Origin of the sequence: Aeromicrobium sp. (assembly GCF_037719875.1) — a bacterium.
In the GTDB taxonomy this organism is placed as follows: Bacteria; Actinomycetota; Actinomycetes; order Propionibacteriales; family Nocardioidaceae; genus Aeromicrobium.
Genome location: NZ_JBBJMJ010000018.1, coordinates 36,688 through 59,615 on the forward strand (window position 1 = coordinate 36,688; position 22,928 = coordinate 59,615).

General features: G+C 67.1%; 21 protein-coding genes and 3 pseudogenes. 8 read left to right on the forward strand and 16 right to left on the reverse strand.

The genetic code is table 11. From position 1 onward, the window contains the following. Positions 1-1,089 (forward strand): mannose-1-phosphate guanylyltransferase, encoded by a 1,089-nt coding sequence (locus tag WKF39_RS14305; protein ID WP_340389570.1) that lies wholly within the window; start codon positions 1-3, stop codon positions 1,087-1,089. Here WKF39_RS14305 and manA read toward each other — a convergent pair. The 4 genes from manA to WKF39_RS14325 all read right to left on the reverse strand — a co-directional run bounded on the left by manA (position 1,049) and on the right by WKF39_RS14325 (position 6,028). Continuing rightward, on the reverse strand, positions 1,049-2,293 hold the full coding sequence (manA, locus tag WKF39_RS14310; RefSeq protein WP_340389572.1) for a mannose-6-phosphate isomerase, class I: 1,245 nt from the start codon (positions 2,291-2,293) through the stop codon (positions 1,049-1,051). The genes WKF39_RS14305 and manA overlap by 41 nt on opposite strands. Next, positions 2,293-4,125, reverse strand: a complete 1,833-nt coding sequence (locus WKF39_RS14315) for a DEAD/DEAH box helicase (protein ID WP_340389574.1) — start codon at positions 4,123-4,125, stop codon at positions 2,293-2,295. Before WKF39_RS14315 ends, manA begins: the two co-directional genes overlap by 1 nt. Positions 4,126-4,286: 161 nt before the next feature. Beyond that, positions 4,287-5,774 (reverse strand): sugar transferase, encoded by a 1,488-nt coding sequence (locus tag WKF39_RS14320; protein WP_340389576.1) that lies wholly within the window; start codon positions 5,772-5,774, stop codon positions 4,287-4,289. After that, complete coding sequence (locus WKF39_RS14325) at positions 5,771-6,028, reverse strand: hypothetical protein (protein ID WP_340389578.1); 258 nt, start codon at positions 6,026-6,028, stop codon at positions 5,771-5,773. The genes WKF39_RS14320 and WKF39_RS14325 overlap by 4 nt, the downstream gene beginning before the upstream one ends. Before the next feature lie 172 nt (positions 6,029-6,200). Here WKF39_RS14325 and WKF39_RS14330 point away from each other — a divergent pair, with 172 nt between their 5' ends. Next, positions 6,201-7,592, forward strand: coding sequence for a polysaccharide biosynthesis tyrosine autokinase (locus WKF39_RS14330; RefSeq protein WP_340389580.1), 1,392 nt, complete (start codon positions 6,201-6,203; stop codon positions 7,590-7,592). Here WKF39_RS14330 and WKF39_RS14335 read toward each other — a convergent pair. The 3 genes and pseudogenes from WKF39_RS14335 to WKF39_RS14345 all read right to left on the reverse strand — a co-directional run bounded on the left by WKF39_RS14335 (position 7,589) and on the right by WKF39_RS14345 (position 9,561). Next, complete coding sequence (locus tag WKF39_RS14335) at positions 7,589-8,140, reverse strand: hypothetical protein (protein ID WP_340389582.1); 552 nt, start codon at positions 8,138-8,140, stop codon at positions 7,589-7,591. The two genes, WKF39_RS14330 and WKF39_RS14335, sit on opposite strands and share 4 nt — an antisense overlap. Beyond that, a pseudogene (locus WKF39_RS14340) lies at positions 8,140-9,131 on the reverse strand (folate-binding protein). The gene WKF39_RS14335 and the pseudogene WKF39_RS14340 overlap by 1 nt, the downstream one beginning before the upstream one ends. Beyond that, on the reverse strand, positions 9,067-9,561 hold the full coding sequence (locus tag WKF39_RS14345) for an FABP family protein (protein ID WP_340389584.1): 495 nt from the start codon (positions 9,559-9,561) through the stop codon (positions 9,067-9,069). Before WKF39_RS14345 ends, WKF39_RS14340 begins: the two are co-directional and overlap by 65 nt. Positions 9,562-9,597: 36 nt before the next feature. Here WKF39_RS14345 and dtd point away from each other — a divergent pair, with 36 nt between their 5' ends. Continuing rightward, complete coding sequence (gene dtd / locus WKF39_RS14350; RefSeq protein WP_340389586.1) at positions 9,598-10,020, forward strand: D-aminoacyl-tRNA deacylase; 423 nt, start codon at positions 9,598-9,600, stop codon at positions 10,018-10,020. A 69-nt stretch (positions 10,021-10,089) separates the two neighbouring features. Then, positions 10,090-11,214: an LCP family protein gene (locus tag WKF39_RS14355; RefSeq protein ID WP_340389588.1), complete on the forward strand. Its 1,125-nt coding sequence runs from the start codon at positions 10,090-10,092 to the stop codon at positions 11,212-11,214. Positions 11,215-11,226: 12 nt separating this feature from the next. On the opposite strand, the gene WKF39_RS14360 is transcribed toward WKF39_RS14355, so the two are convergent. The 8 genes and pseudogenes from WKF39_RS14360 to WKF39_RS14395 form a co-directional block, all read right to left on the reverse strand. Next, the gene (locus WKF39_RS14360; protein WP_340389590.1) at positions 11,227-13,041 is read right to left on the reverse strand and encodes a DUF4012 domain-containing protein; all 1,815 of its coding nucleotides are present in this window, start codon (positions 13,039-13,041) and stop codon (positions 11,227-11,229) included. A 72-nt stretch (positions 13,042-13,113) separates the two neighbouring features. Continuing rightward, the gene (locus tag WKF39_RS14365) at positions 13,114-13,698 is read right to left on the reverse strand and encodes an LPXTG cell wall anchor domain-containing protein (protein WP_340389592.1); all 585 of its coding nucleotides are present in this window, start codon (positions 13,696-13,698) and stop codon (positions 13,114-13,116) included. A 251-nt stretch (positions 13,699-13,949) separates the two neighbouring features. Continuing rightward, positions 13,950-14,243 (reverse strand): annotated as a pseudogene (locus tag WKF39_RS14370) (DUF1416 domain-containing protein); the annotation flags it as partial. Next, entirely contained in the window at positions 14,243-15,091 is an 849-nt protein-coding gene (locus WKF39_RS14375) for a sulfurtransferase (RefSeq protein WP_340389594.1), read from the reverse strand. The pseudogene WKF39_RS14370 and the gene WKF39_RS14375, both read right to left, overlap by 1 nt. A 71-nt stretch (positions 15,092-15,162) precedes the next feature. Next, positions 15,163-15,600 (reverse strand): DUF4395 domain-containing protein, encoded by a 438-nt coding sequence (locus WKF39_RS14380; protein WP_340389596.1) that lies wholly within the window; start codon positions 15,598-15,600, stop codon positions 15,163-15,165. A 247-nt stretch (positions 15,601-15,847) separates the two neighbouring features. Further along, a complete protein-coding gene (locus tag WKF39_RS14385) occupies positions 15,848-16,276 on the reverse strand; it encodes a thioredoxin family protein (protein WP_340389598.1) in 429 nt (142 codons plus the stop codon). A 35-nt stretch (positions 16,277-16,311) separates the two neighbouring features. Continuing rightward, positions 16,312-17,115, reverse strand: a complete 804-nt coding sequence (locus WKF39_RS14390; RefSeq protein ID WP_340389600.1) for a hypothetical protein — start codon at positions 17,113-17,115, stop codon at positions 16,312-16,314. 47 nt (positions 17,116-17,162) lie between these two features. Beyond that, on the reverse strand, positions 17,163-17,429 hold the full coding sequence (locus WKF39_RS14395; protein ID WP_340389602.1) for a MoaD/ThiS family protein: 267 nt from the start codon (positions 17,427-17,429) through the stop codon (positions 17,163-17,165). A 123-nt stretch (positions 17,430-17,552) separates the two neighbouring features. On the opposite strand from WKF39_RS14395, the gene WKF39_RS14400 reads away from it, so the two are divergent. Genes WKF39_RS14400 through mshD form a run of 3 tightly spaced genes read left to right on the forward strand, consistent with a single transcriptional unit; the run spans position 17,553 to position 20,508 of the window. Then, a complete protein-coding gene (locus WKF39_RS14400; protein ID WP_340389604.1) occupies positions 17,553-18,266 on the forward strand; it encodes a response regulator transcription factor in 714 nt (237 codons plus the stop codon). 11 nt (positions 18,267-18,277) lie between these two features. After that, a complete protein-coding gene (locus tag WKF39_RS14405) occupies positions 18,278-19,702 on the forward strand; it encodes a carboxyl transferase domain-containing protein (RefSeq protein ID WP_340389606.1) in 1,425 nt (474 codons plus the stop codon). Next, on the forward strand, positions 19,699-20,508 hold the full coding sequence (gene mshD / locus WKF39_RS14410; RefSeq protein WP_340389609.1) for a mycothiol synthase: 810 nt from the start codon (positions 19,699-19,701) through the stop codon (positions 20,506-20,508). Before WKF39_RS14405 ends, mshD begins: the two co-directional genes overlap by 4 nt. A 127-nt stretch (positions 20,509-20,635) precedes the next feature. Here mshD and WKF39_RS14415 read toward each other — a convergent pair whose 3' ends face one another. Next, the gene (locus WKF39_RS14415) at positions 20,636-21,697 is read right to left on the reverse strand and encodes an alpha/beta hydrolase (RefSeq protein WP_340389611.1); all 1,062 of its coding nucleotides are present in this window, start codon (positions 21,695-21,697) and stop codon (positions 20,636-20,638) included. 162 nt (positions 21,698-21,859) lie between these two features. On the opposite strand from WKF39_RS14415, the pseudogene WKF39_RS14420 reads away from it, so the two are divergent. After that, positions 21,860-22,928 (forward strand): annotated as a pseudogene (locus tag WKF39_RS14420) (RNA degradosome polyphosphate kinase); the annotation flags it as partial.

A 22,928-nucleotide genomic window follows, 5' to 3' on the forward strand; every position in this document is an offset into this window, starting at 1 on the left:
GTGCCCGCACCTTCACCCGTCAGCCTCGACACGTTCCACGCCGTCATCCCTGCCGGTGGTGCCGGCACCCGGCTCTGGCCGCTGTCGCGGGCCTCACGGCCCAAGTTCCTGCTCGATCTCGACGGCTCGGGCCGGTCGCTGCTCCAGCAGACCTGGGACAGGTTGGCCGACCTGATTCCCCCGGAGCGCATCCACGTCGTGACCGGCGCGGCCCATGCCCAGGCCATCGGTGAGCAGCTGCCTGAGCTCACCGGGCTCCTGGTCGAGCCGTCCCCTCGCGACTCGATGCCTGCGATCGGCCTGGCTGCCGCAGTGATCGGCGCATCCGACCCGGGCGCGATCATCGGGTCGTTCGCCGCGGACCACATCATCGACGATCAGGTGTCCTTCGCCGAGGCCATCGGGCAGGCAGTGGCGGTGGCGGACACCGGGCTGATCACCACGATCGGCATCACCCCCGTCGGCCCGTCGACCGCTTTCGGCTACATCGAGTCCGGAGACCAGCTGACCGTGGACGGCGCGGGCTCGGCCCGAGCCGTCACGAGGTTCGTCGAGAAGCCCGATGCCACGACCGCTGCCGCCTATGTCGCGAGCGGGGTGCACAGCTGGAACGGTGGCATGTTCGTGACTCGGACCGACGTGCTGCTGACGCACCTCGCGAGTCTGCAGCCAGGGCTCCACGCCGGGCTGGCCACGATCGCCGGTTCCTGGCACACCGAGCGTCGCCAACAGGTGCTGGATGAGGTGTGGCCGAGCCTGACCAAGATCGCGATCGACCACGCGATCGCGGAGCCGGTGTCCCTCCAGGGCGGCATGGCGGTCGTGCCGGGCGCATTCGACTGGAACGATGTCGGTGACTACGCGGCGTTGCACGACATCGGCGGCATGTCATCATCCGACACCGTGTGGGTCGATGCCGAGGGCCTGGCGATAGCCGACGACGGCACCACGATCGCCGTGGTCGGCCTGCGTGATGTCATCGTCGTGCGTACGTCCGACGCCCTGCTCGTCACGACCCGCGAGCACGCCCAGCGGGTCAAGGAAGTCGTCAGCGAGCTGTCGAGCCGCGGCCGCGCCGACCTCGTCTGAGCTGCCTCTCGCTGTAGGGCGGGACGAGGTCGATCAGCTCGCCCGCGACGGTGTCCGGCGTGGGCGTGTAGGCCTGCGCGACCTCACCCGTGCCGACGACCCGGATCTCGCCGTCGTCCGGACCCGCAAAGACCGAGTCGCCGCGACCCAGCTTGAGTCGCTCGCCCGAGCTGCTGACCACCTCGACCTCTCCCCCGGTGCACACCACGATGCGCTGCGCCGCTGCCGGCAGCAACGTGCCCGCAGGTTCGGCGCGGGAGCACTGGCTGACCGCCAAGGCGAACTCCCGGACATCTGGACTGAAGACATCGGTCGAGAAGCCGAATGGTTCGGGGGTCACCCGGGCCAGGCGCGACATCCCCTTGTCAAGGCACTTGATGAGACCCTCGGGGTCCAGCGGTTTGCTCGTGAGACCCGCGCGAAGCACGTTGTCCGATGCCGCCATGACCTCCAGGCACATGCCGCGAAGGTGGGCGTGGATGATGCCGGTGCCGAGGAAGGCCGCCTCGCCGGGCTGCAGGGTCAACCGATTGAGCGTCAGCGAGATCACGACTCCGACATCATCGGGATAGTGCTCCGCGATCTCGACGGCCGTCACGTACGCACGCTTGACATCGATGCCCTGGTCGACGAGGGCGCGGCAGCGGGCCACGACGTGACTGATCTCCTCGGCAGTGACGTCCTCGGTCAGGAGCCGCTCGACGAGGCGCACGATTCCGCCGAATCCCGGGGCGGCGTGCAGGTCGTCGGCAAGGCTTCGGCCCAGTGGTGTGTCGATGCCGTTGAGCACCCGCAGGATCTCGGCGGTCGGCCGAAAACCCACCAAGGTGTCGAACGTCGTCAGCGCGTAGGCCATCTCCGGCTTGTGGTGCGGATCCTTGTAGGTCCGTGCGGGCGAGTCGAGCGGCACCCCCTGGGCCTCCTCGGCATCGAACCCGACCCGCGCCATCGCCTCGTTGGGATGGACCTGCAGGGAGAGCGGGCGGTCGGCGGCCAGGATCTTGAACATGAACGGGAGCTCGCCGGCGGCCTCCAGGAGCGTCATCGTGCGATCGCCACCCTGCACCATCGAGGGGCCCAATGGATGTGTGCCCATCCAGATCTCGGCCAACGGCTCATCGCCGGCAACCCGGCCGATGAACTGCGGGATGTCAGCCCGCGATCCCCAGTCGTAGGCCCGCGAGGGATTTTCGAGCCGCAGCATCACTTGTGCCGTGGCTTGCGTGTGCTCTGACCTGCGTCCGGGCTCTTGCCGGGGGCCTTCGTGTCATGAGGCTTCTTGACGTAAGGCTTCTTGACGTACGGCTTCTTCGCATCGGACCTCTTGGCATACGGCTTGCGGTCCTCACGGGTGCGCTTGATCGGCGGGCCGTCGTCGAGCTGCAGGTCGATGAGCTTGCCTGAGATGCGGGTGTTGGCCAGCGCTTCGAACACCGCGTCGGGCAGGTCGGCCGGGAGCTCCACCAGGGTGTGCTCAGTGCCGATCGTGATCTTGCCGAAGTCCGAGCGCTTGAGGCTGCCCTCGTTGGCGAGCGCGCCGACGATCGCCGACGGGCCGATCTTGTGGCGCTTGCCGACCGCGACGCGATAGACCGCGGATCCCTCGGCGGGGAGCCGGTCGCTGCGATCGAAGCCCGCGGGCTTCCTGCGCGGCTCGCCCCCCTCGTCCCGGTTGGCCCGCTCACGCGGGGGTGCCTTGGGCGGATCGGGGCGCAGGAAGAAGTCCTTGTCCGACTGGCTCATCACCGCGAGCGCTGCGGCGGCGTCGGTCATCGAGACATCGTTCTCGCTGACGTACTCCTCGACGAGTGCCCGGAAGGCGTGGAACTGTGGCGATCCCATGCTCGACGTGATGGCCTGGGCGAACCGGCCCGCACGACGCTCGTTGACCTCCTCGGCTGTCGGGACCGACATCTCCTCGACCGGCCGTCCCGAAACCTTCTCGATCGCCGAGAGCATGCGGCGCTCACGAGGGGTCACGAACAAGATCGCCTCCCCCGTGCGGCCGGCCCGGCCCGTGCGGCCGATCCGGTGGACATACGCCTCGGTGTCGTGCGGGATGTCGTAGTTGACGACGTGCGTGATGCGGTCGACGTCGAGACCCCGCGCCGCGACATCGGTCGCGACGATCAGGTCGATCCCGCCGGACTTGAGCTGGGCGACGGTGCGCTCCCGCTGCGCCTGGACCAGGTCACCGTTGAGCGCGGCAGCGGAATAGCCCCGGCTGCGCAGCTTGTCGGCCAGCTCTTCGGTTGCCGACTTGGTCCTCACGAAGACCAGCATCCCGTCACCGGTCTCGACCTCGAGGAGACGCGTCAACGCGTCGAGCTTGTGGTGGTGCGAGACCTGGATCCAGCGCTGACGGACCGTCGCGGTCGACGTCGTCGCCTTGGGCGTCGCGATGTCGACCGGGTCGTGGAGATACTTCTTGGCGAGGCTGCGGATCTGGCGCGGCATCGTGGCCGAGAACAGCGCGACCTGCTTGTACTCCGGGGTGTCGGCGAGGATCCGCTCGACGTCCTCGGCGAAGCCCATGTTGAGCATCTCGTCCGCCTCGTCGAGCACGAGGTACTCCAGCGAAGTCAGGTCGAGACTGCCCCGCTGGAGGTGGTCGATGACCCGTCCGGGCGTGCCGACCACGATGTGGGCACCCTTTTGCAGCCCGGACAGCTGGAACCCATAGCCCTGCCCGCCGTAGACAGGCAGGACGCGGATGCCCGGGATGTTGATCGCATAGGCCGTGATGGCCTCGCAGACCTGGAGCGCGAGCTCACGGGTCGGCGCGAGGACGATTGCCTGGGTCTTGGGATTGGCCGGATCGATCTTCTGCAGGATCGGCAGAGCGAACGCCGCTGTCTTGCCGGTGCCGGTCTGGGCCAGGCCCACCACGTCCTTGCCCTCGAGCAGCGTGGGGATGGCGCGGGACTGGATCGGGGTAGGCGTCTCGTAGCCGAGCGAAGAGAGGCGGTCGACCAAGGTGTCGACGAGGCCGAGGTCCGCGAAAGTCGGCGTCTCGACAGGTGTTTCGGTGGTCATGGAGGCTCCTGAGTAGGTGACGCGGGACCGGATCGGTCAAGTCCCGTGCAACCTGTCGGCAGCCACATGCATGCCAAGGTCGGGTGAGAACGTGTGCGCCCACTGCCAACGATATCGGTCACTCCCGGGTTCGGAGAAACTCACCGAGGGTGTGATTGGCCTCAGTAGGCGCCTGCGGAGGACACCACGGCGCGGAACGTCTTCCACAGGATCAGCATGTCGCCGACCAGCGACCAGTTCTCGACGTAGTAGAGATCAAGTCGGATGGTTTCCTCCCAGTCCAGGTCCGCGCGCCCGGAGATCTGCCACGGCCCGGTCATCCCAGGGCGTACGAGCAGGCGCCGGTGCGCCTCGGCGGCATACGCCGAGACCTCCGAGGCCAGCGGTGGCCGAGGACCGACCAGGCTCATGTCGCCCTTGATCACGTTGAACAGCTGCGGCAGCTCATCGAATGAATACCGCCGCAGGAACCGGCCCACACGCGTCACCCGCGGGTCATCGCGCATCTTGAACATCACGACGTTGCCGGTGTCCGGTTGCAGGTCCGCAAGCATGCCGTCGGCACCCTCGACCATGGTTCGGAACTTGATCATGCCGAACGTCCTGCCGTCACGACCGACGCGCTCCTGCACGAAGAAGACGGGGCCCGCGCTGGTCAGCCTGACGGCGATCGCAAGAACCACGAGGCCGGGCGAGAAGAGCAGGAGCAACGTCAGGCTGCCGACTGTGTCGAACAGTGCCTTGGCCCATCGTCGTGCGCCCCGGTAGGAGGGCTGCTCGACATGAAGCAGCGGCAGACCGGCGACCGGGCGGATGTGGACCCGCGGTCCGGCGATGTTGGCCAGAGACGGCGCCACGATGATCTCGATGTCGTGGCCCTCGAGGTCCCAGCCGAGCCGGCGCACCATGTCGGGGTGCATCGCATCCGATGAGGTGATGATGACGGCGTTGGTGCCCGACTCTGCGACCGTCTCGGTCAGTCCGTCGACGCCACCCAGCACCGGGACCCCCGCAACATGGGTTGGCGGGTCGGGGGTCGTGACGCACGCACCGGACAGCCGGTAGCCGAAGACCACGTTGCGGCCGATGACCTCCGCGAGGTGCTCGACCGCCTCGATGCTGCCGACGACGATCGCGTCGTGCGTCATCTCGCCATGCTGACGCCGAACCAACAGCCACTGCCGGCACGACCACCTGCTCAACGACAGGAGGATCAATCCGAATGGTATGAGCACCGCGACGTACGTTCGAGGCACTGACAACTTGATCATGTAGCCGACGAAGGCGATCACGGCGAACACCACGAGAGTCGAGTTGAAGACCCGCTTGTACTCTTCGGGACCCGCACCGAACACCCGGAAGTCCCGTGTACCGGCGACCGTCAGCACACCGTGCCAGAGGACCAGCAACGTGAATGACGCAATGACCGGTCCGGGACCAAAGGGACGGTTCAGTCCCGGAGGCAGGCTCGTCGCCCAGATCACATGGGCCGTCGCAAAGACCCAGGCGAGGACGACGAGATCGGAGAACACCAGGATGCGTCCATAGCGGCGCTCCCAGTCGGTGCCGCGATGGTCTGCCGAGGACTCCACTTCTCTCCCGTCCCACCCGGCTGCCTGCTCGGTGGCGGGATCGATCCCGAGGCTCACGCTCGGGACGGCCGCCGGACCATGCGCCGGCCGACAGCAACCGTGAGCATGAGTGCTCCGATCAGCGAGGCCGTCAGGACGACGCTCCCTGCCCCGAGCACCAACCCACCGTAGCCGCCATCGGCATCAACAAAGTAGGAAAGGGGGGCGTGTCCGGACTGCAGCAACACATAGAACACCGGCAGCAACGCGACGAATGCCGTGAGGGCGAACGCCACAAGCACGCGGCGCGTGCTGATTGGGGTGTAGTCCATGGTCACTCAGTTCCGGGGGAGGGCGCTCACAGCAGGAGCTGCCTGTGCCTGTTAAACGATCATTCATTCGATGGGTTACGTCAATTCAAATCCTCGTTACCCATCAGTCACACGTTGGGGTCTGAGTGCCGTAATCTGCCCGAAAGGATCCGTGTGCAAAGGGGAGTCATCGGTGAGTCAACGCCATCTCGTCAGGCCGATCGCTCGTCGCTGGCCCTCGACCGTCGTCACGTCGATCGCTCGGCGCTGGCCCTCGATCCTCTTGCTGACACTGATCGGGATCGGGCTGGCAGTCCTCTTCTTGAGCCTCGCCCCAGCGCGCTACTCCGCTCACGCCGACGTGCTGATAGCCCCGCCGGCTGCACAGAGCACCGACGCCGCGGACGAACGCACGGTCGCGTCCTACGCACACGTGCTTGGCGGACGGACCGTCGCCGGCCGTGTCGTCGAGCAACTCTCGCTACCCGGGAGCACGACCTCGACCGACCGGCAGATATCTGCCGAGGTCCTGCCCGGCACCTCGGTGCTCAGGGTGACCTCGACCAGCGGCCAGCCCCAGCAGGCCGCTGACATCAGCCAAGCCGCGGCAGACGCCTTCGTCCAATGGGTCGGCACCCAGGAGACCGACCTGACGGCGTCGGTCGTCGAAGATGCGGCCACGCCGGCGGATCCTTCGAGCCCGCCACGCGTGCCCTGGCTGGTCGCCGGCGGCTTGCTGGGGCTGCTCGCCGGTCTGGTCATCGCAGTGGCTCGTCAGGCCGCGGACCGCAGCATCCACACCCCGGCCGAGCTCGAGGAGGTTTCGGGCGCCCCGGTGCTGGGTGCCATCGCCTACGACCGCGCCGCCGTGCAGGCGCCGCTCATCACGTCCCTCGGGACCGGGCATCCCCGGTTCGAGGCAGTCCGGATCCTGCGCACCAACTTGCAGTTCCTCGACATCGATCGTGACAACAAGGTCATCACGATCACGAGCTCATTGGCCGGGGAGGGCAAGTCGACCACTGCGTGCAACCTCGCGATCGCGCTGGCCCAGACCGGCACACAAGTCGCGCTCGTCGAAGGCGACCTCCGACGCCCTCGAGTCAGCGAATATCTCGGCATCGAGAAGTCCGTCGGACTCACGACTGTCCTGGTCGGTCGCATCGCGCTCGACGCCGCGATCCAGCCGGCCGCCACGCCGGGGCTCGATGTCCTCACCAGTGGAGCGCTTCCGCCCAACCCGTCCGAGATCATCCAGACCAATGCCATGCGGTCCCTCGTCACGGAGCTGCGCCATCGCTATGACGTCGTGTTGATCGACGCCCCCCCGTTGCTGCCAATCACCGACGCATCACTTCTCGCATCCATCTCGGACGGCGCGATCCTCGTCGTACGCCACGGGAAGACCGGACGAGAGGAGGTGCGGGCCGCCACGGACCGCCTCCAGTCGGTGGGCGCAAGGCTGCTCGGCACGGTGCTCAACATGTCTCCGGTCAAGGAGCTGTCGCGTTATGGCTACGGGTATGGACCCGAGTTCTTCGATCGGGCAACCGGCGGGGGCAAGGGGGGCTCGCGCCGCAACTAGGCCACTGTCGCCAAGGCGTTGAGCCGGCTGCTGATCGTCTGGACCGCATCGGCGATCTGATCGGCAGTCTTCCGGTGGATCTCCGGGCTGCGGCGATAGGGATCGCCAATGTCGACCTTGGCTGGCGCCTTGCTGCGCTGCCGAGCGGCCTGCGCGACGAGCGCGCGGGGGTCGTCACCGTCGACCAGCGCGGTGAGCGCGGTGAGCGCGGCAAACTCCATCAGGGTAAATGTCTTGCGCAGGGCGCGCGGGTTCATCGCCAGAACTTCAGAGCGGTGCACTCTGGTCGCGGTGAGGATCAGGTCCGCCGAGTCGACCAGGTAGGAGTCGATCGCGTGCGACCGGAAGTTGGTCGCGGAGTGACCGAGTCGCATGAGCTCCATCGCGGCCATGGCGTCCATCGGCTGGCGGTTCCACCCCTGGACCCCGGCGCTGGCCACCTCGAACTGGTCGCGGTCCAGCTGCGCACGCAGCAACACCTCGATCATCGGCGATCGGCAGATGTTGGCGGTGCAGACTCCCAGGATCGCGAAGCGCCGGGAGGACATCAGCGCAGAACCGGCCGGACGTGGAGGCCGGCCTCCGGGTCGACGAGCAGCTCCTGGTTGGCGGCGACGCCGTCTGCCAGGAGCGTGGCCCGGGATCGACGTTGCGCTTGACCACCGCAAGCGCGATCGGGCCCAGCTCGTGGTGCCGGGCTGAGGAGCCAACGAACCCCACTCGAACGCCCTCCAGCGTGACATCCGATCCGTGCGCGGGGAGGTGGTCGACCGACCCGTCGAGCAGCAGCCGTACGAGGCGACGAGGCGGGCGACCGAGGGTGTGAACCCTCGCGACGGTCTCCTGGCCCCGGTAGCACCCCTTGTCGAGGTGCACGGCGACGCCGAGCAGCCCGACCTCGTTGGGGATCGTCCGATCGTCGGTGTCAAGGCCCACCCGCACCACGCCCGCCTCGATGCGCTCAGCTTCCCAGGCCCAGAGCCCTACCGGGCTGCCGAGCTCGGCGGGCAGGTCGAGGAGCGACGCACGTGGTCGGATCTCCCACCGCAACCCGGGCCGGCCGATGACCGCCCAGGTGTCGCTGACCAACGTGACCTCGACGCGCAGCATGAAGCGCATGCGGTCGAGGAACGCTACGAGCGCGGCACCCGCCCCGGGCTCGGTGTGCGCCCAGAACGTCTCGCCGTCGTCGACGCCGGAGAAGCCGTGCTCGATGCGGCCCTGCGGCGACAGCAGCAAGACCTCAGTGGGGATGCCTGGTGCGAGGTTCTCGAGGAACTGCGTCGTCAGCGAGTGGAGCCAGGTCAGGCGGTCGGGTCCGGTGACCGTGACGACGTCCCGGTGGGACAGGTCGACGAACGTGTCGCCCCCGGCCAACCGGCGCTGCTCGGCGGAGATCGAACCATAGTGGGCCGCGACTGCACCGTCCGGGGCGTCTCCGCCCACTGCGCCGGGCAGGGCGAGCAGCGGGCTGTCAGACACGCTTGAGCCTCCCCCACAGGTGAGACTGCATCTCCTGGCCACCAGCTGCCATGTCATAGGCGTACATCAGGTCGCCCTCGACAAGTCCGTACATCCGCTGTCCGGCGGTGTAGTCCTTGGCCGTGGAGGTGCGCGCGACGACATCGGTCGCAAGAGTGACGCGCGGGCCGTCGATCTCGCCGTACCAGACTTCGGCATAGCCCGTGGGGTGCGCGAGGACGAGCTCGAGCTGACCGTCGGTCTTGGGCCGCAGGAACCCCGTCTCGATGGCCCCAGGGCGCACCCGGTCGCCCTTGTCATCGGTGATCCACGTGCGGCTGAAGTAGTGCAGGAACGGCCGGGTGTCGTGAGCGAACACGACGTCCTGCTCGTAGGTGAACGGCTCGATCGTCGGGTAGTCGCCGTGGCCGTCACCATGCCAGTTGCCGAGCAGCCACACGACCGGCATCAGGTCGGGGTGGAGGTCGGATGGGATCTCGAACGGCATACATACCAGTCTACGGTGGCGCAATAGGGTGACGGCATGAGAGCCGTCGTGCAGCGAGTCACCCAGGCCCGCGTCGATGTCGGGGGCCGGGCAGTGGGCCAGATCGGGACCGGCCTGATGGTCCTGCTCGGCATCACCCATGACGACACGTCCGAGGCTGCGGCCCACCTGGCCGCCAAGATCTGGAACCTGCGCATCCTTCGCGATGAGACGTCGGCAGCCCAGGTGGGGGCCGAGATCCTGGTCGTCAGTCAGTTCACGCTGTATGGCGACGCGCGCAAGGGCCGCCGGCCCACCTGGACCGCTGCGGCGCCGGGACCCGTTGCAGAGCCGCTCTACAACCAGTTCTGTACTGCACTCCGAGACCTGGGCGCGCCGGTCGCGGAAGGGATCTTCGGAGCAGACATGGAGATCTCCCTCACGAACGACGGTCCGACCACGCTGATCCTCGAGGTATGACCTGGAGTCGACTTGGCCGCCTTGGTCCAACCCGACAGAATGGACTGGATTCCCTGAGAACGGAGCACGATGGCAGGCAAGATCGGCAGCCGCTACCGCGACGCTGGCAAGCGGAGAGCCGACGGCGACTCCTTACGTCGACGCCACCGCAAGACCTTTCGCGCCCTGGTGGCCCTCGCCATCGTGTTCGGTCTGGTGATCGTCGGCACCGGCGCCTACGCCTACATGCTCAACAACAAGCTCGACAACCTCGAGAAGGTCGAGCCCAAGCTCAAGGAGAAGGATCGCCCCGACCCCGACAAGGGCAAGGCGCTCAACATCTTGTTGATCGGCTCCGACAAGGGCAAGAAGGTCGATGGCGAGTCCGCCGACACCTCGATCTCTCAGGACGCCGAGGCGGCCGAGTGGCCTGCCGGCAAGTACCGCTCAGACACCCTGATGATCGTGCACATCACGGCCAACCGAAAGTACGCCTTCTTGATGTCGATCCCCCGTGACACCGTCACGACGATCTACAACGAAGAGGGCGAGGCGCAGGGCCAGGAAAAGATCAACGCTGCCTTTTCCTCCTACGGGCCGTCAGGCACGATCTCGACTGTCGAGCACCTCACCGACCTGAGGATGAAACATCTCGCGATCATCGACTGGGAGGGGTTCAAGGACCTGTCGACGGCCGTCGGTGGCGTCCCGGTGACGATCCCCAAGGCGTTCTACGACCCCAAGCAGGAGATCCAGTGGGAGGCGGGTGAGCAGAAGCTGGAGGGTAAGCAGGCGCTCGCATACGTCCGCACCCGCTACGGCCTGCTCCGCGGCGACTTCGATCGCATCGCCCGCCAGCAGAACTTCCTGCGGGCCTTGATGGGCAAGATCCTCGCCAAGGGCACGATGCGCAACCCGGTCAAGCTCATCAACACCGTCGGCGCACTGACCGAGAACCTCACGGTCGACTCGCAGTGGACCACGGGCGACATGCGCGGGCTCGCGCTCTCGCTGCGCGGCGTGCAGACCAAGGACGTCATCTTCTTGACCGCTCCCGTGGCCGGCACCGAGACGGACCCCGCCCTGGGCAGCATCGTGCGCCTCGACGAAGCCAAGTCGCAGGAGATGTACACCGCATTCCGTGAGGACAATCTGCGGGCCTACCTCAAGAAGTATCCCGACGACGTGCTCAGGCCACCTGATGAGGTCGGCTGACGTTCGGCCGCTCTAGCTGCAGGCCGACTTGACCCGGAAGTCGTTGAAGGTCGGCCGGATACCGGGGGTGGTCGAGAAGATCGCATCGCTCGCCTGGCCGCGGCCGGAGATCATCGAGGTCGTGACGCTGTAGGACTGACCGGGCTTGATCACCAGCGCGACGCTGGAGACATTTCGTCCGAGGTGTCGGTCGGCATAGACAGTCTGCGGCTTGCCGTTGACCCGGACGGAGACGATGCCACCTGCGAACGGCGAATAGATCTGCATGTTGATCCGCATCGTCCCCCGGGGCGTGTAGAGCCCGATGCCGGTGATGAAGGGCGACAATCGCTTGGCATTCTGGGGAGCGTTGGAGGTCAGCTCGGTCGCGGTCGTGAGCTCCTGTATGTCGCCCGCGAGGCATCGGCCTGCGCGCACTGTCGTCGCGTAGTCCAGGTAGTAGGCCATCTTGCCGCCCGCAGCATCGCTCAGGTAGACACCGACATGCGGAGTGTCCCCTTCATCGCCCCCGACGATCCCCGACAGACCGGTCTTGGCGATCTCACGCTGCTCCGCCGGCTTCGACGCCCATACGGACAACCGGTTCTCGGTGGCAGAGCTGACCATGGCGCCGATGATGGTGCGCGAGTCGCCCTTCCCGGATTTGACCACATTGAAGATCTTTCGCGCTGCACTCTCGAAGACATCGTCCTGCTTCACATTGTCCTGGTACTTCTGATAGACACCGTTCAGCAACACATCGACGGCGTTGCTCTGGTCGAGCAACGTGCCGTCCGTCAGCAGGACCGGACCGGTTCCTCCGAGGATGAGACCCATGGCGACCGGATCAATCGAGATGACCCCGTCGACGTTGACGTCCAGGCCCTTGTCGACCATGGCCTGGGTGATCTGGGCCGTGCGGGGGAAGTTCGGTGTGAGATTCGCGTCTCGCAGATCGGTGACGAATGACGAGGAGAAGATCTTGGACTCGTCCGCCGTCATCGGCAGGACCGGCCGTTCGAACGGCCGGAGGTCCAGGATGGAACCCTGCTTGCCCATCGAGAGCTTGCCCTTGTCCGCCTTGAGAATCGCGAAGGACCCGGCGATGCCGCCGGTCGGGCGGATCTCCGCGTTGTTCTGGATCAGGAGGAGGTAGCGGCGGGTGTCGTTGGCGCCCAGCATCGATGGAAGCAGTCGAGCTGCGGTGCGGCTGGACACCGCCGCCGACTGCGCCGACGCGATCTTGCGCTGGACCGTTCCGACGGGTCCACGCACCGGCACCAGGAGGGAGTCGGTCTCGATCTGCTTGAGCTTGTCGTCGGCGGACGTCAGTGCCGTGGCTGCCGCGATGACCGACGGGCGGATCTCCTGGATGGTCTCGAGGTCGACCCGGCCGTTGCGCGGACTGAAAGCGTTGAGGTTGATCTGCTCAGACAGCCCGACCACGGGCGGCATGGCTTCAGTCGCTATTTGATCGACGACCTCCGAAACGGTCCGCACGGCAGCCACGTTCTGGCCGAGGAAGGGCACGCGGGACCCGACGTCCCACAGTGGGCCGTCTGTCTGGTCTCGCGCGCGCGCAGCCGACTGTTGCAATGCTCCCAGTGAGGCCTGCGCCCCTTCGGTGTCACCGGCGACGATCTGTCCCTGCAGGACCTCTGCCTGGTTGGCTGCCAATCGCAGTGACGAGCCCGCCTGGGCAGCCTGGACCGCGAAGAGCACACCGAGGACTGACAGCACCCCGACGGCCGCGAGGCCGACCTGCGCACGGGTGACCCGCCGGTACCACGGCAGATGGTTGGATCCACGCGTCTGCCCCGACCGCTCGGGAAGCTGGGGGAATCTCATGCCAGGCCCCGTGGGTCGAAAATCATCCACGCCCCAGTGGCAGGGCGCACATGACGGCGGACGTTCCGATGGTCAGTGTGAGTTGTGGCGATGGCGCGCTGCGTAAGTCGCACCTGCTCCACCCAGAACCAAGGCTCCACCGAGCATGAGGATCCAGAGATTGGAGCCACCGGTGTTCGGGAGCAGTCCATCATCGGCCGCGGCCGGGCTGGTGCCCCTGGGGAGGAGCGTGACGTTGGCAGAGACCTTGCAGACCTGCGTCGCGGTCTGCACCGACTCGCCTGCACCGGCTGAGTAGAAGGCTGGGGTCACATCGGCGGAGGTGCTTGTGCTGGCAAGGGCGCCGGCTGTCGCGTTGTCGAACGTGCACGTCGCCCGGATCTTGGACGTGCTCTTCTTGTCGACGACATCAGTCTTGAACGACCCGGAGAACGTTTGGCCGTCACCGGTCCTGGTCTTGCCGTCATAGGTGACGGTCCAGTCGCAATCGACCTCACCCGAGTCGGCGGTGAACTGGAACGTTCCGCCACCGACCAGAGTCGACCTGCTGAGAGTCAGCGAGATCCCGCAGTCGGGGTATGCCTGAGCCACTCCCGATGACAACAGGGTCATCGCAAGTGCGATTACCGCTGCGCCTGCAAGGCGAATCTTGAACATTGCGCTCCCAGTGGGTCCGAGTTTGATGGTGCTGCCAACGCGTAGTGCTACTCCCGCGCCTTCATGTGAAAGCACAGTACGCCGCGAACAACGAGTATCTGTAGTAGTCCGTTACGCCCGACTCTACCGTAGGAGCGACCGAACAGCGCCACGATCCCACAGAAGGCTTGAATCGCTGAGACGCAGCGCCGCGAGAAAATGGATCGAGGCGTGCCCCGCGCCGACCGGGCACCCCGCCACAAAGCAGCTAAGACCCCGACGGCCACCTCGGCCACGAGGCCCTTGGCGGCTGTCACGGCGTTGTCGACCGAGACGGCCTTGGGTGCGAGGGTGCGCAGCGTCCACTCGCCGGGGCCGGCGAAGAACCGGAACTGACCCGTTGCCGAGGTCGGGACCTCGGCGGTGAACTCGCCGGTGCGGTCGAGCAGGCGCACGTATGCGTTGCCGACCGGCTGACCGTCACGAGTGACGATGCCCTGGATCACGGCCTGGTTCTGGACGTCGACGCCGTCGAGCGAGGGTCCGCCCTTGATCGCGCCGCACATCAGGCAGCACCCGGCTCGTCGCCCAGGGCGACCGGCACGCTGCGCAGAGAGCCGTATTCGCTCCAGGATCCGTCATAGTTCTTGACGTTCTGGTGGCCGAGGATCTCCTTGAGCACGAACCAGGTGTGGGAGCTGCGCTCGCCGATGCGGCAGTAGGCGATGGTGTCCCTCGCGTCGTCCAGACCTGCGTCGGCGTAGAGCTCCTTGAGCTCCTCGTCGCTGCGGAACGTACCGTCGTCGTTGGCAGCCTTGCTCCACGGGACGTTGCCGGCGGTCGGGATGTGACCGCCGATCTGCGCGGCCTCCTGCGGGAGGTGCGCCGGAGCCAGGAGGCGGCCGGCGTATTCATCGGGGCTGCGGACGTCGATCAGGTTCTTGGTGCCGATCGCCGAGATGACCTCATCACGGAACGCACGGATGTCGGCGTTCGGCTCCTTGGCGGCATACGTCGTGGCCTCGCGGCTCGGCACGTCGCCGCTGAGCTCGCGAGAGTCGAGCTCCCACTTCTTGCGACCGCCGTCGAGCAGGCGGAGGTTGTCGTGGCCGTAGTACTTCAAGTACCAGTAGGCATAGGCGGCGAACCAGTTGTTGTTGCCGCCGTAGAAGACGATCGTGTCATCGTTGCTGATGCCCTTGGCCGACAGGAGCGCCTCGAGCTTGTCCTTGCTCACGAAGTCGTGGCGGACACCGTCCTGGAGATCCTTCTTCCAGTCCAGCTTGATGGCACCGGGGATGTGCCCCTTGTCGTATGCCTCGGCGTCCTCGTCGACCTCGACGAGGACGATGGTCGGGTCATTGAGGTTTTCCTCGACCCAGTCTGCGGTGACGAGCGCGGATTCGCGGCTCATGCTGTACCTCCGTTGTGTGCCCTGGCGGGCGGTTGACGTTGCGTGGGATAGCTGTGGGACCGATGAAGTTGTCAGGCGGTCGCCGGCGCGAGCCGGCGGAGCACCAGGTAGAGCTCGCAGCCGAGGCACAGGCCGACGGCTGCGTTGAGCAGGGCTGCCACGAGCGCGAACGCCGTGGCGATGTAGCCGACCGTCGTCGCCCCTGCGAGGAAGGCGATCAGGGCGGCACCGGTGAATCCGAGCCCGACGACTTGCGCGAACCGCGGCGGACGGGCGTCCTCGAGCTCGGCCGGTGGCCCGATCCGCGGACGTACGACCGTGGCGAACAGGATCGAGTAGGGCGACCGGTTCAGGCCGAACACTGCCGCGACGGCGAACACCGCGACCTGGCCGGCCAGCACGATCACGTTGATCGGCTCAGGGGTCACCAGCACCAGAGCGAGGACAGCCGCCGAGATGCCGGCGACCGCGCGAAGACCACGCGGGTCCACCTGTGCGGGTGAGGACATGTTGCTCCTGCGCTGGGGCACGACCCGGATCGACCCTGGGCGTGCGTGAACTGACGGACGAGAGGTGTCAGCGCATTCGACACAGCGCGGAGCGCGTGAGGCAGTTGTCCACTGCCCGGCGCCGCGTCAAGTGTGTCGTCTGGAACATGACTCCAGAGTAGGGACCACCTCGCCGGAATTCACTCCCGAGTCTCATTATATGGGCAGGTGTCCCACATGTTGGCGCTCAGTCTGCAATGGCAGGCCGTTATCGGGCGTCCTGGACAGCTTCCCCGAGCGCCGCGAGCACCTGTTCGCGACGTGGGAGGCCCGAGGCGCGGGTCGTGACCGCCCCGGATGCGTCGAGGACCAGGACCGTCGGGGTCCGCATGATGTTGAGCCGCCGCACCATGTCGAGATGCTCCTCGGCGTCGATGTCGACCGCAACGACGCCATCGACCTTGGCCGCGACATCGGTCAGGAGGACGCGGGTGGCTCGGCAGGGGGCGCAAAACGCGGACGAGAACTGCACCAGGGTCGCGCGCTCACCCAGGGCGGTGCCGATGTCGGCACGAGTGAGCATCTCCGTATCAGGCCGTGGGCTGGCACCCGAGAACCGGCCATTCTTTGCCTTGACCGCCGCCGCGACCACCGCGGTCAGCGCCACGGCAGCAAGCAGCGCGATGAGTCCGGTCATGTCAGGAGTTTACGTCGCGGCCCGGCGGACCCGGGTCAGAAGCCGGCGTTGATGAGCTGGCCACCGACAAAGAGCAGCGGCGCTGCGAGGGCGATCGACAACGCACCGGGGAACCCCCAGCTGGCCGAAGGGTGCATGTGCCCACGGGCCCACGCACGTCCCAGCACCTGGCCGAGCACCGCGAACAAGGCCGTCGCGGAGCCGATTGTCACCCCGAACAGCCACGTCATCGGCGAGTCGACCTGGTGCGCGACCACCGCACCCGCGCCTGCCCCGGCGATGACGGAGAGCGACGCGCACACCCAACGGTCGATCGGAATCAGCCACACCAGCAGCCCCGTGGCGAGGCTGGCCGCGCCGACCGCCACGACCTCGGCATCGCCGAACGACTGCACTGCCCCGATCCACCCCGCAGTGAGGGCGGCGAAGACGCCGAGAGTCACCGCGTAGGCCGTCGATGGGACGAGATCCGATCGGCCGTCAGACCGCAGCATCTGCGCGATGAGAGCGACGAACAGCGAGACCGTGATGGCCGGCAGGATCCCGGCCAGCGTCCCGAAGTCGGTGACGCCGACGACCTCTGCGGACGCCCCTTCGGCTCCCGTCAACAGGTCCGGTGCGAGCGTGACAGTCGTGGCGACCACCCCGCCGCTCAGCGCAGCAATGAAGTGCGGTGAATGGATGGATCGACCCGACACGTCGACCGCGCTCGGCGCCAGTGCGATCAGCACCTGGGTCAGCAGGACCGCCGCGGCCACGAACAGCGGATCGGTGTATGCGGCCAGCGTGATGACACCCGCCAGCGCGACAGACAAGAGGGTGGACCCGATGCGTGACACCTCCGCATGATGCCAGCCGGACTCACCCGCCGCTGCATCTTGGCCGCTCAACCGCCCGCGAAGGGTGGGAGGAACTCGACCGTGTCGCCGGGGTGCAGCCGGATCGTCGCATGATCCCGACCACCGACGGGGGTCTCACCCACGAGGATCGAGCAGGATGCGATCACGTCGTCGAACCGGTCCCGGTCAGCATGCCGGCGACTGATCTCCGTCAGGAGGTCGGCCAGGGAGCCAGCCGGTAGACGTTCCTCGGCGGTGCCCGCGGCGGCCCGTGCGGCGGCCCAGTAGTGCACCGTCACGTCACTGTCATTCACGTCACGCTTTGGCAATTGCTCCGACACATGACGTATTGTTGACCATGCAACGAGGCCATGGTGACTCACCTTGGCCTTTTCGCATAGATGGACCCGCTACTACGCGGCACGGAGGCTCACCCCATGTCCCACCTGCTCCTGTTGACCAAGAGCACGCAGTCCTCGGTCGAGGTGCTCCCCGCCCTCGCCCTGCTGCCCCACCACGTCAAGATCCTCCCGGCCGAGGCGAGTGCCTTGCTCGATGCACCCCCGTGCGACGCCGTCCTGGTTGACGGCCGCCACGACCTCGCGCAGGTCCGCAGCCTGACCCGGGTCATCCGCACGACCGGCATCGAGTGCCCCCTGATCCTGATCCTGACCGAAGGCGGGCTCGCCGTTGCGGCCTCCGACTGGGGCATGGATGACGTCATCTTGACGACGGCCGGCCCCGCCGAGCTCGAGGCACGCCTTCGCCTCGGCATCGGGCGCATCGCCGCCAGCCGCGACGGTGACAACGAGAGCCACGTGATCTCCTCCAGCGGCCTAGTCATCGACGACGCGACCTACACCGCCAAGCTCGAGAACCGCACGCTCGACCTCACGTTCAAGGAGTTCGAGCTCCTCAAGTTCCTCACCCAGCACCCCGGTCGGGTGTTCACCCGCCAGCAGCTGCTGCAGGAGGTGTGGGGCTACGACTACTTCGGCGGCACGCGCACGGTCGACGTCCACGTACGCCGGCTGCGGGCCAAGCTGGGCACTGACAACGAGACCCTGATCGGCACGGTCCGCAACGTCGGCTACCGCTTCGTGGCCACCAAGACGGAGCCTGCACGCGACAGCGCAGACAGCAACGCCTAGATTCGAGGCTGATGGCCCACCTCACTGCGCAAGGTCTGCTCGACCTCGTCCTCGACGAGGGTTCCTTCGTCTCGTGGGACGAACCCGTCGACCACTCGGGCCTCGACCCGAAATATCGGCAGGAGCTGGTTGCCGCCACCGAGCGAGCGGGGACCGACGAGTCCGTGCTCACGGGCCGAGGGCTGGTGCACGGCCGCCCGGTCGCGGTGCTGGTCAACGAGTTCCGCTTCCTGGCCGGGTCGATCGGTCGGGCGGCGGCACTGCGGATCGTGACGGCCGTGCGGCGCGCGACCGCTGAGGGCATACCGATCCTGGCCACCACGGCCTCCGGCGGCACACGTATGCAGGAGGGCACGCCGGCGTTCGTCCACATGATCGACATCTCGCGTGCGCTCATGGCGCATCGGGCTGCGGGGCTCCCCTACCTGATCTACCTGCGCCACCCCACGACCGGCGGCGTCTTCGCATCGTGGGGCTCGCTGGCGCACATCACGATCGCCGAGCCCGGCGCGCTCATCGGCTTCCTGGGCCCCAAGGTCTACGAGCTGCTGGAGGGCAAGCCGTTCCCGCCCAACGTGCAGACCGCGGAGAATCTGGCCGACCGCGGGATCATCGATGCCGTCGTGCTGCCCGACGAGCTGCCGCTGCTGGTCGATCGCACCCTTGGTCTTCTCGTCGACCCACCAACAGCCCAGACCCGCGAGGTGCGCACCACCGAGGTCCGTCGTGAGCGATCGGCCTGGGAGTCGATCCAGATCACTCGAGGTCGGCATCGCGCAGGCGTGCGTGAGGTGCTCCGCTACGGCAGCGATGCGACGGTTCGGCTGCAGGGCACCGAGAAGGGCGAGCGGGACAGCGCCATGATCGTGGGCCTCGCCCGGCTCGATGGTCAGCCCTGCGTGGTCGTCGGACAGGACCGCACGACCCAGAGCCGGTTCAAGCCCATGGGCCCGGCGGCGCTGCGCGAAGCACGCCGAGGGATGCGGCTTGCCAACGAGCTGCGACTGCCGCTCGTCTCGTTCATCGACACCCCCGGCGCCGAGCTGTCGCCCGAGGCCGAGCAGGGCGCGATCGCCGGCGAGATCGCGCGATGCATTGCGTGGATGTCGACGATGCGGGTGCCGACCGTTTCGGTCCTCCTCGGGCAGGGTTGCGGTGGTGGCGCACTGGCCCTGCTGCCGGCCGATGTCGTCATCGCCGCGGAGAACGCCTGGCTCTCGCCGCTTCCGCCCGAGGGCGCCAGCGCGATCGTGCACGGCGACCTCGACCACGCGGCCGAGATGGCCGAATCCCAGCGGGTCGGTGCGATCGACCTGTATGAGAACGGCACCGTGCACCACATCGTGTCCGAGCCCGAGGGCGACACCCCGGAGCTGCTGGCCCGCGCCATCGCCGCAGAGGTTGGCGCGCAGCTCGTCGCACTGCGTGCCCGATGAGCATCCTCGAGCTGGCCGCTCGCGCCGCAGAGGTCGACGGAGTCGAGCCGCTCAACGAGGCCAGTCTGTTCGCGTTGCGCGACAAGACGCCCGCCCGCGTCCTGGTGCAACAGACCGAGTCGGACGGCACGGTCTCGGCAGCGGCTTATGCCGCTGGCGACGCGCCGGTCGAGATCGTCGTCGACCCTGGCCACCGCCGCGCCGGCAGGGGCCGTCGCATCCTCGACGAGCTGCTTGCGGACGGTGAGGACCGCTTCTGGGCGCACGGGGACCTGCCTGCCGCTCGGGCTCTCGCGGCCGCAACGGGCCTCACGGCCGAGCGGATCCTGCTGGTGCTGCGGTTGGCGTTCGACGGAGCTCCGGCGACCGAACGAGTGCCGGTCGGAGTCGCAGTGCGGTCATATTCGCCCGCTGATGCCGACCAGATCATCGCGGTCAACGCCCGAGCATTCGCCCACCATCCGGAGCAGGGCTCGATGGACAGCGCCGATTTCGCGCGCCGGACATCGGCCGAGTGGTTCGACCCTGCCGGTTTGTTCGTGGCCGAGCGTGACGGTCGCATCGTCGGGTTCCACTGGACCAAGGTCGAAGGAGGGATCGGCGAGGTCTATGTCGTCGGCATCGATCCGGGCGAGCAGGGCGGCGGCCTCGGCACCGCACTCACGGCGCGAGGGCTTCGCCATCTCCACGAGCGCGGGGTGTCGGTCGTGGACCTCTACGTGGAGGGCGACAACGCGCCGGCGCTCAAGGTCTATCGCAACCTCGGCTTCCAGCAGCACGCCAAGGACACGCTCTACTCCCGCTGACGGGTCACTTTTCGACCGCTGACGGGTCACTTGTGACCCATCGACGGGTCACTCGTCGCGCTCGCATTGACCACAACTGACCCGTCACTGCGCAGCTTCTGACCCGTCAGCGGCTCGGGGTGATGCTTCAGGTGAGGCCGCGTTGGAGGGCAGCTGCTGCACGGCGCATCGCGCGTGGGGCAGAGGTGCCGATTGCGACCATGTTGGCGAACGAGTGGATCAGGCTCTCCTCGCAGACGTACTCGACCGGGACACCGGCGTCGCGCAGCTTGTCCGCGTAGGCCTTGCCCTCATCGAGCAGGGGGTCGAACCCGGCCGTGACGACATACGCCGGGGCTACACCCGCCACGTCATGGTGCAGCGGCGAGAGCCTCATGTCGGACTTGTCCTCGGTGCCGATCAGGTAGTGCTCCTCAGCCAGGTCCATGAACGCCTTGGTGAGATAGAACCCATCGGCGTACGTCATGCGGCTCGTGCTGGTCTCGAGGAAGTCGGTGGCTGGATAGATCAGCAGCTGGAACGCCGGCCGGATGGCATCTCCGGGACCCGACGCAGGGTTCTTGACGGCGAGCTGCGAGACGATCGCGGCCAGGTTGCCGCCGGCACTGTCACCGCCGACCGCGATGCGCGAGGGATCGATGCCGATGCCCTTGGCATGATCGGCGACCCACGTCCAGGCGGCCCATGCATCATCGACACCTGCAGGAAAGGGAGCCTCAGGCGCGAGCCGATAGTCCACCGCCACGACCCGGACCTGCGCCTCCTCGGCGAGGAACCGGCACACCGCATCGTGGCTGTCGAGATCGCCATAGATCCAGCCGCCGCCGTGGAAGAAGACCAGCGCCGGCGCATCCCCGGTCAGGCCGCGCGGCGTGTAGAAGCGGAGCGTCAGCGGACCTCCGGGCCCATCGATCGTCCGATCCGTGACGGCCCCGATCGGCAGGCCCCCTCCGACGACCTTGGCACCCGCGACGATGTTGGCCCGACCCTTGCGGATCGCCATGGTCTCGACCGCGGGACCCTCAAGACTCTGCAGCTTGAGCAAGAGCTGCATCTCGGGATCGAGGGTCTTGCCGTCAACAATGATCGGGGCGCCGGCCAGGCGACGGATCACCGGACTCGGCAGCTTCAGGATCGAACGGGCGGTGGCTCCTCGAGCGGCACCGGTCAACTGACTCACGATCGACATGTGAACACGGTAGCGGTGATCAGGCTCGTTCAATTCGCGTTCACATTGGACTGTCATTCTGTACACGTGGACAGTCATGAAATTGCCGTCGTCGACCTCGAGTCCCCGGCGTCACCCGATGAGTTCGACGTCGACCCGCCCTTCGATCCTGCGCAGGGCACGCTGCCTGAGGACCGCTTCCTCGATCGCGAGCTGTCGTGGATCGCGTTCAACGCGCGGGTGCTCGAGCTCGCGTGCGACGAAAAGACTCCCCTGCTCGAACGCGTACGCTTCCTGGCGATCTTCGCGAGCAACCTCGACGAGTTCTTCATGGTGCGCATCGCCGGCCTCAAGCGCCGCATTGCTGCCGGGGTCGCAGTCCCGGCGGCCAGCGGACTCAGCCCGCGCAATGTCCTCTCCCGGAGCCTCGAGGCGAGCCAGGAGCTCATGGCTCAGCATGCCGAGACCTATCACCAGGACATCGTGCCGGCGTTGGCCGACGCCGGCATCGAGCTGCTGCACTGGGACTCCTTGAGTGGGACCGAGCAGGAGCAGGTCAGCGCGTTCTATCGTGACCGGGTCTTCCCGATCCTGACGCCACTCGCAGTCGACCCCGCGCATCCCTTCCCCTACATCTCGGGCCTCTCGCTCAACCTCGCCCTCGTGATGCGCAACCCCGCGACCGGCAAGGACCACTTCGCCCGGGTCAAGGTCCCCCCCATCATCAATCGATGGATGGAGGCCGGCCCCGGACGATTCGTGCCGCTCGAGGAGGTCATCGCCGCGCACCTCGACCTGCTGTTCCCGGGCATGGAGGTCATCGCCCACCACGCCTTCCGTGTCACTCGCAACGAGGACCTCGAGGTCGAGGAGGACGACGCCGAGAACCTGCTCAAGGCGCTCGAGAAGGAGCTGCTCCGCCGCAAGTTCGGCCCGCCGGTACGCCTCGAGGTCGAGGAGTCGATCGACCCCGGTGTGCTCGACCTGCTGGTCTCCGAGCTCGGCATCCGCGTCGAGGAGGTCGTACGCCTGCGTGGCCCCCTCGACCTGCGCAGCCTCAACGAGATCGCCGACCTCGATCGCCCCGATCTGCGGTTCGAGCCGTTCGTCCCGGGCACCCACGAGCACCTCGCCGAGGTCGAGACCTCGAAACCCGCTGACCTGTTCGGCGCCCTGCGCAAGCGGGACGTGCTGGTCCACCACCCCTATGACTCGTTCGCCACCAGCGTGCAGCGCTTCATCGAGCAGGCCG

Coding starts and splice junctions, on each gene's coding strand:
- manA (WP_340389572.1), bottom strand. CDS start 2,293: ATGCTGCGGCTCGAAAATCCCTCGCGGGCCTACGACTGGGGATCGCGG.
- WKF39_RS14315 (WP_340389574.1), bottom strand. CDS start 4,125: ATGACCACCGAAACACCTGTCGAGACGCCGACTTTCGCGGACCTCGGC.
- WKF39_RS14325 (WP_340389578.1), bottom strand. CDS start 6,028: ATGGACTACACCCCAATCAGCACGCGCCGCGTGCTTGTGGCGTTCGCC.
- WKF39_RS14335 (WP_340389582.1), bottom strand. CDS start 8,140: ATGTCCTCCCGGCGCTTCGCGATCCTGGGAGTCTGCACCGCCAACATC.
- WKF39_RS14345 (WP_340389584.1), bottom strand. CDS start 9,561: ATGCCGTTCGAGATCCCATCCGACCTCCACCCCGACCTGATGCCGGTC.
- dtd (WP_340389586.1), top strand. CDS start 9,598: ATGAGAGCCGTCGTGCAGCGAGTCACCCAGGCCCGCGTCGATGTCGGG.
- WKF39_RS14355 (WP_340389588.1), top strand. CDS start 10,090: ATGGCAGGCAAGATCGGCAGCCGCTACCGCGACGCTGGCAAGCGGAGA.
- WKF39_RS14360 (WP_340389590.1), bottom strand. CDS start 13,041: ATGAGATTCCCCCAGCTTCCCGAGCGGTCGGGGCAGACGCGTGGATCC.
- WKF39_RS14365 (WP_340389592.1), bottom strand. CDS start 13,698: ATGTTCAAGATTCGCCTTGCAGGCGCAGCGGTAATCGCACTTGCGATG.
- WKF39_RS14375 (WP_340389594.1), bottom strand. CDS start 15,091: ATGAGCCGCGAATCCGCGCTCGTCACCGCAGACTGGGTCGAGGAAAAC.
- WKF39_RS14380 (WP_340389596.1), bottom strand. CDS start 15,600: ATGTCCTCACCCGCACAGGTGGACCCGCGTGGTCTTCGCGCGGTCGCC.
- WKF39_RS14385 (WP_340389598.1), bottom strand. CDS start 16,276: ATGACCGGACTCATCGCGCTGCTTGCTGCCGTGGCGCTGACCGCGGTG.
- WKF39_RS14400 (WP_340389604.1), top strand. CDS start 17,553: ATGTCCCACCTGCTCCTGTTGACCAAGAGCACGCAGTCCTCGGTCGAG.
- WKF39_RS14405 (WP_340389606.1), top strand. CDS start 18,278: ATGGCCCACCTCACTGCGCAAGGTCTGCTCGACCTCGTCCTCGACGAG.
- mshD (WP_340389609.1), top strand. CDS start 19,699: ATGAGCATCCTCGAGCTGGCCGCTCGCGCCGCAGAGGTCGACGGAGTC.
- WKF39_RS14415 (WP_340389611.1), bottom strand. CDS start 21,697: ATGTCGATCGTGAGTCAGTTGACCGGTGCCGCTCGAGGAGCCACCGCC.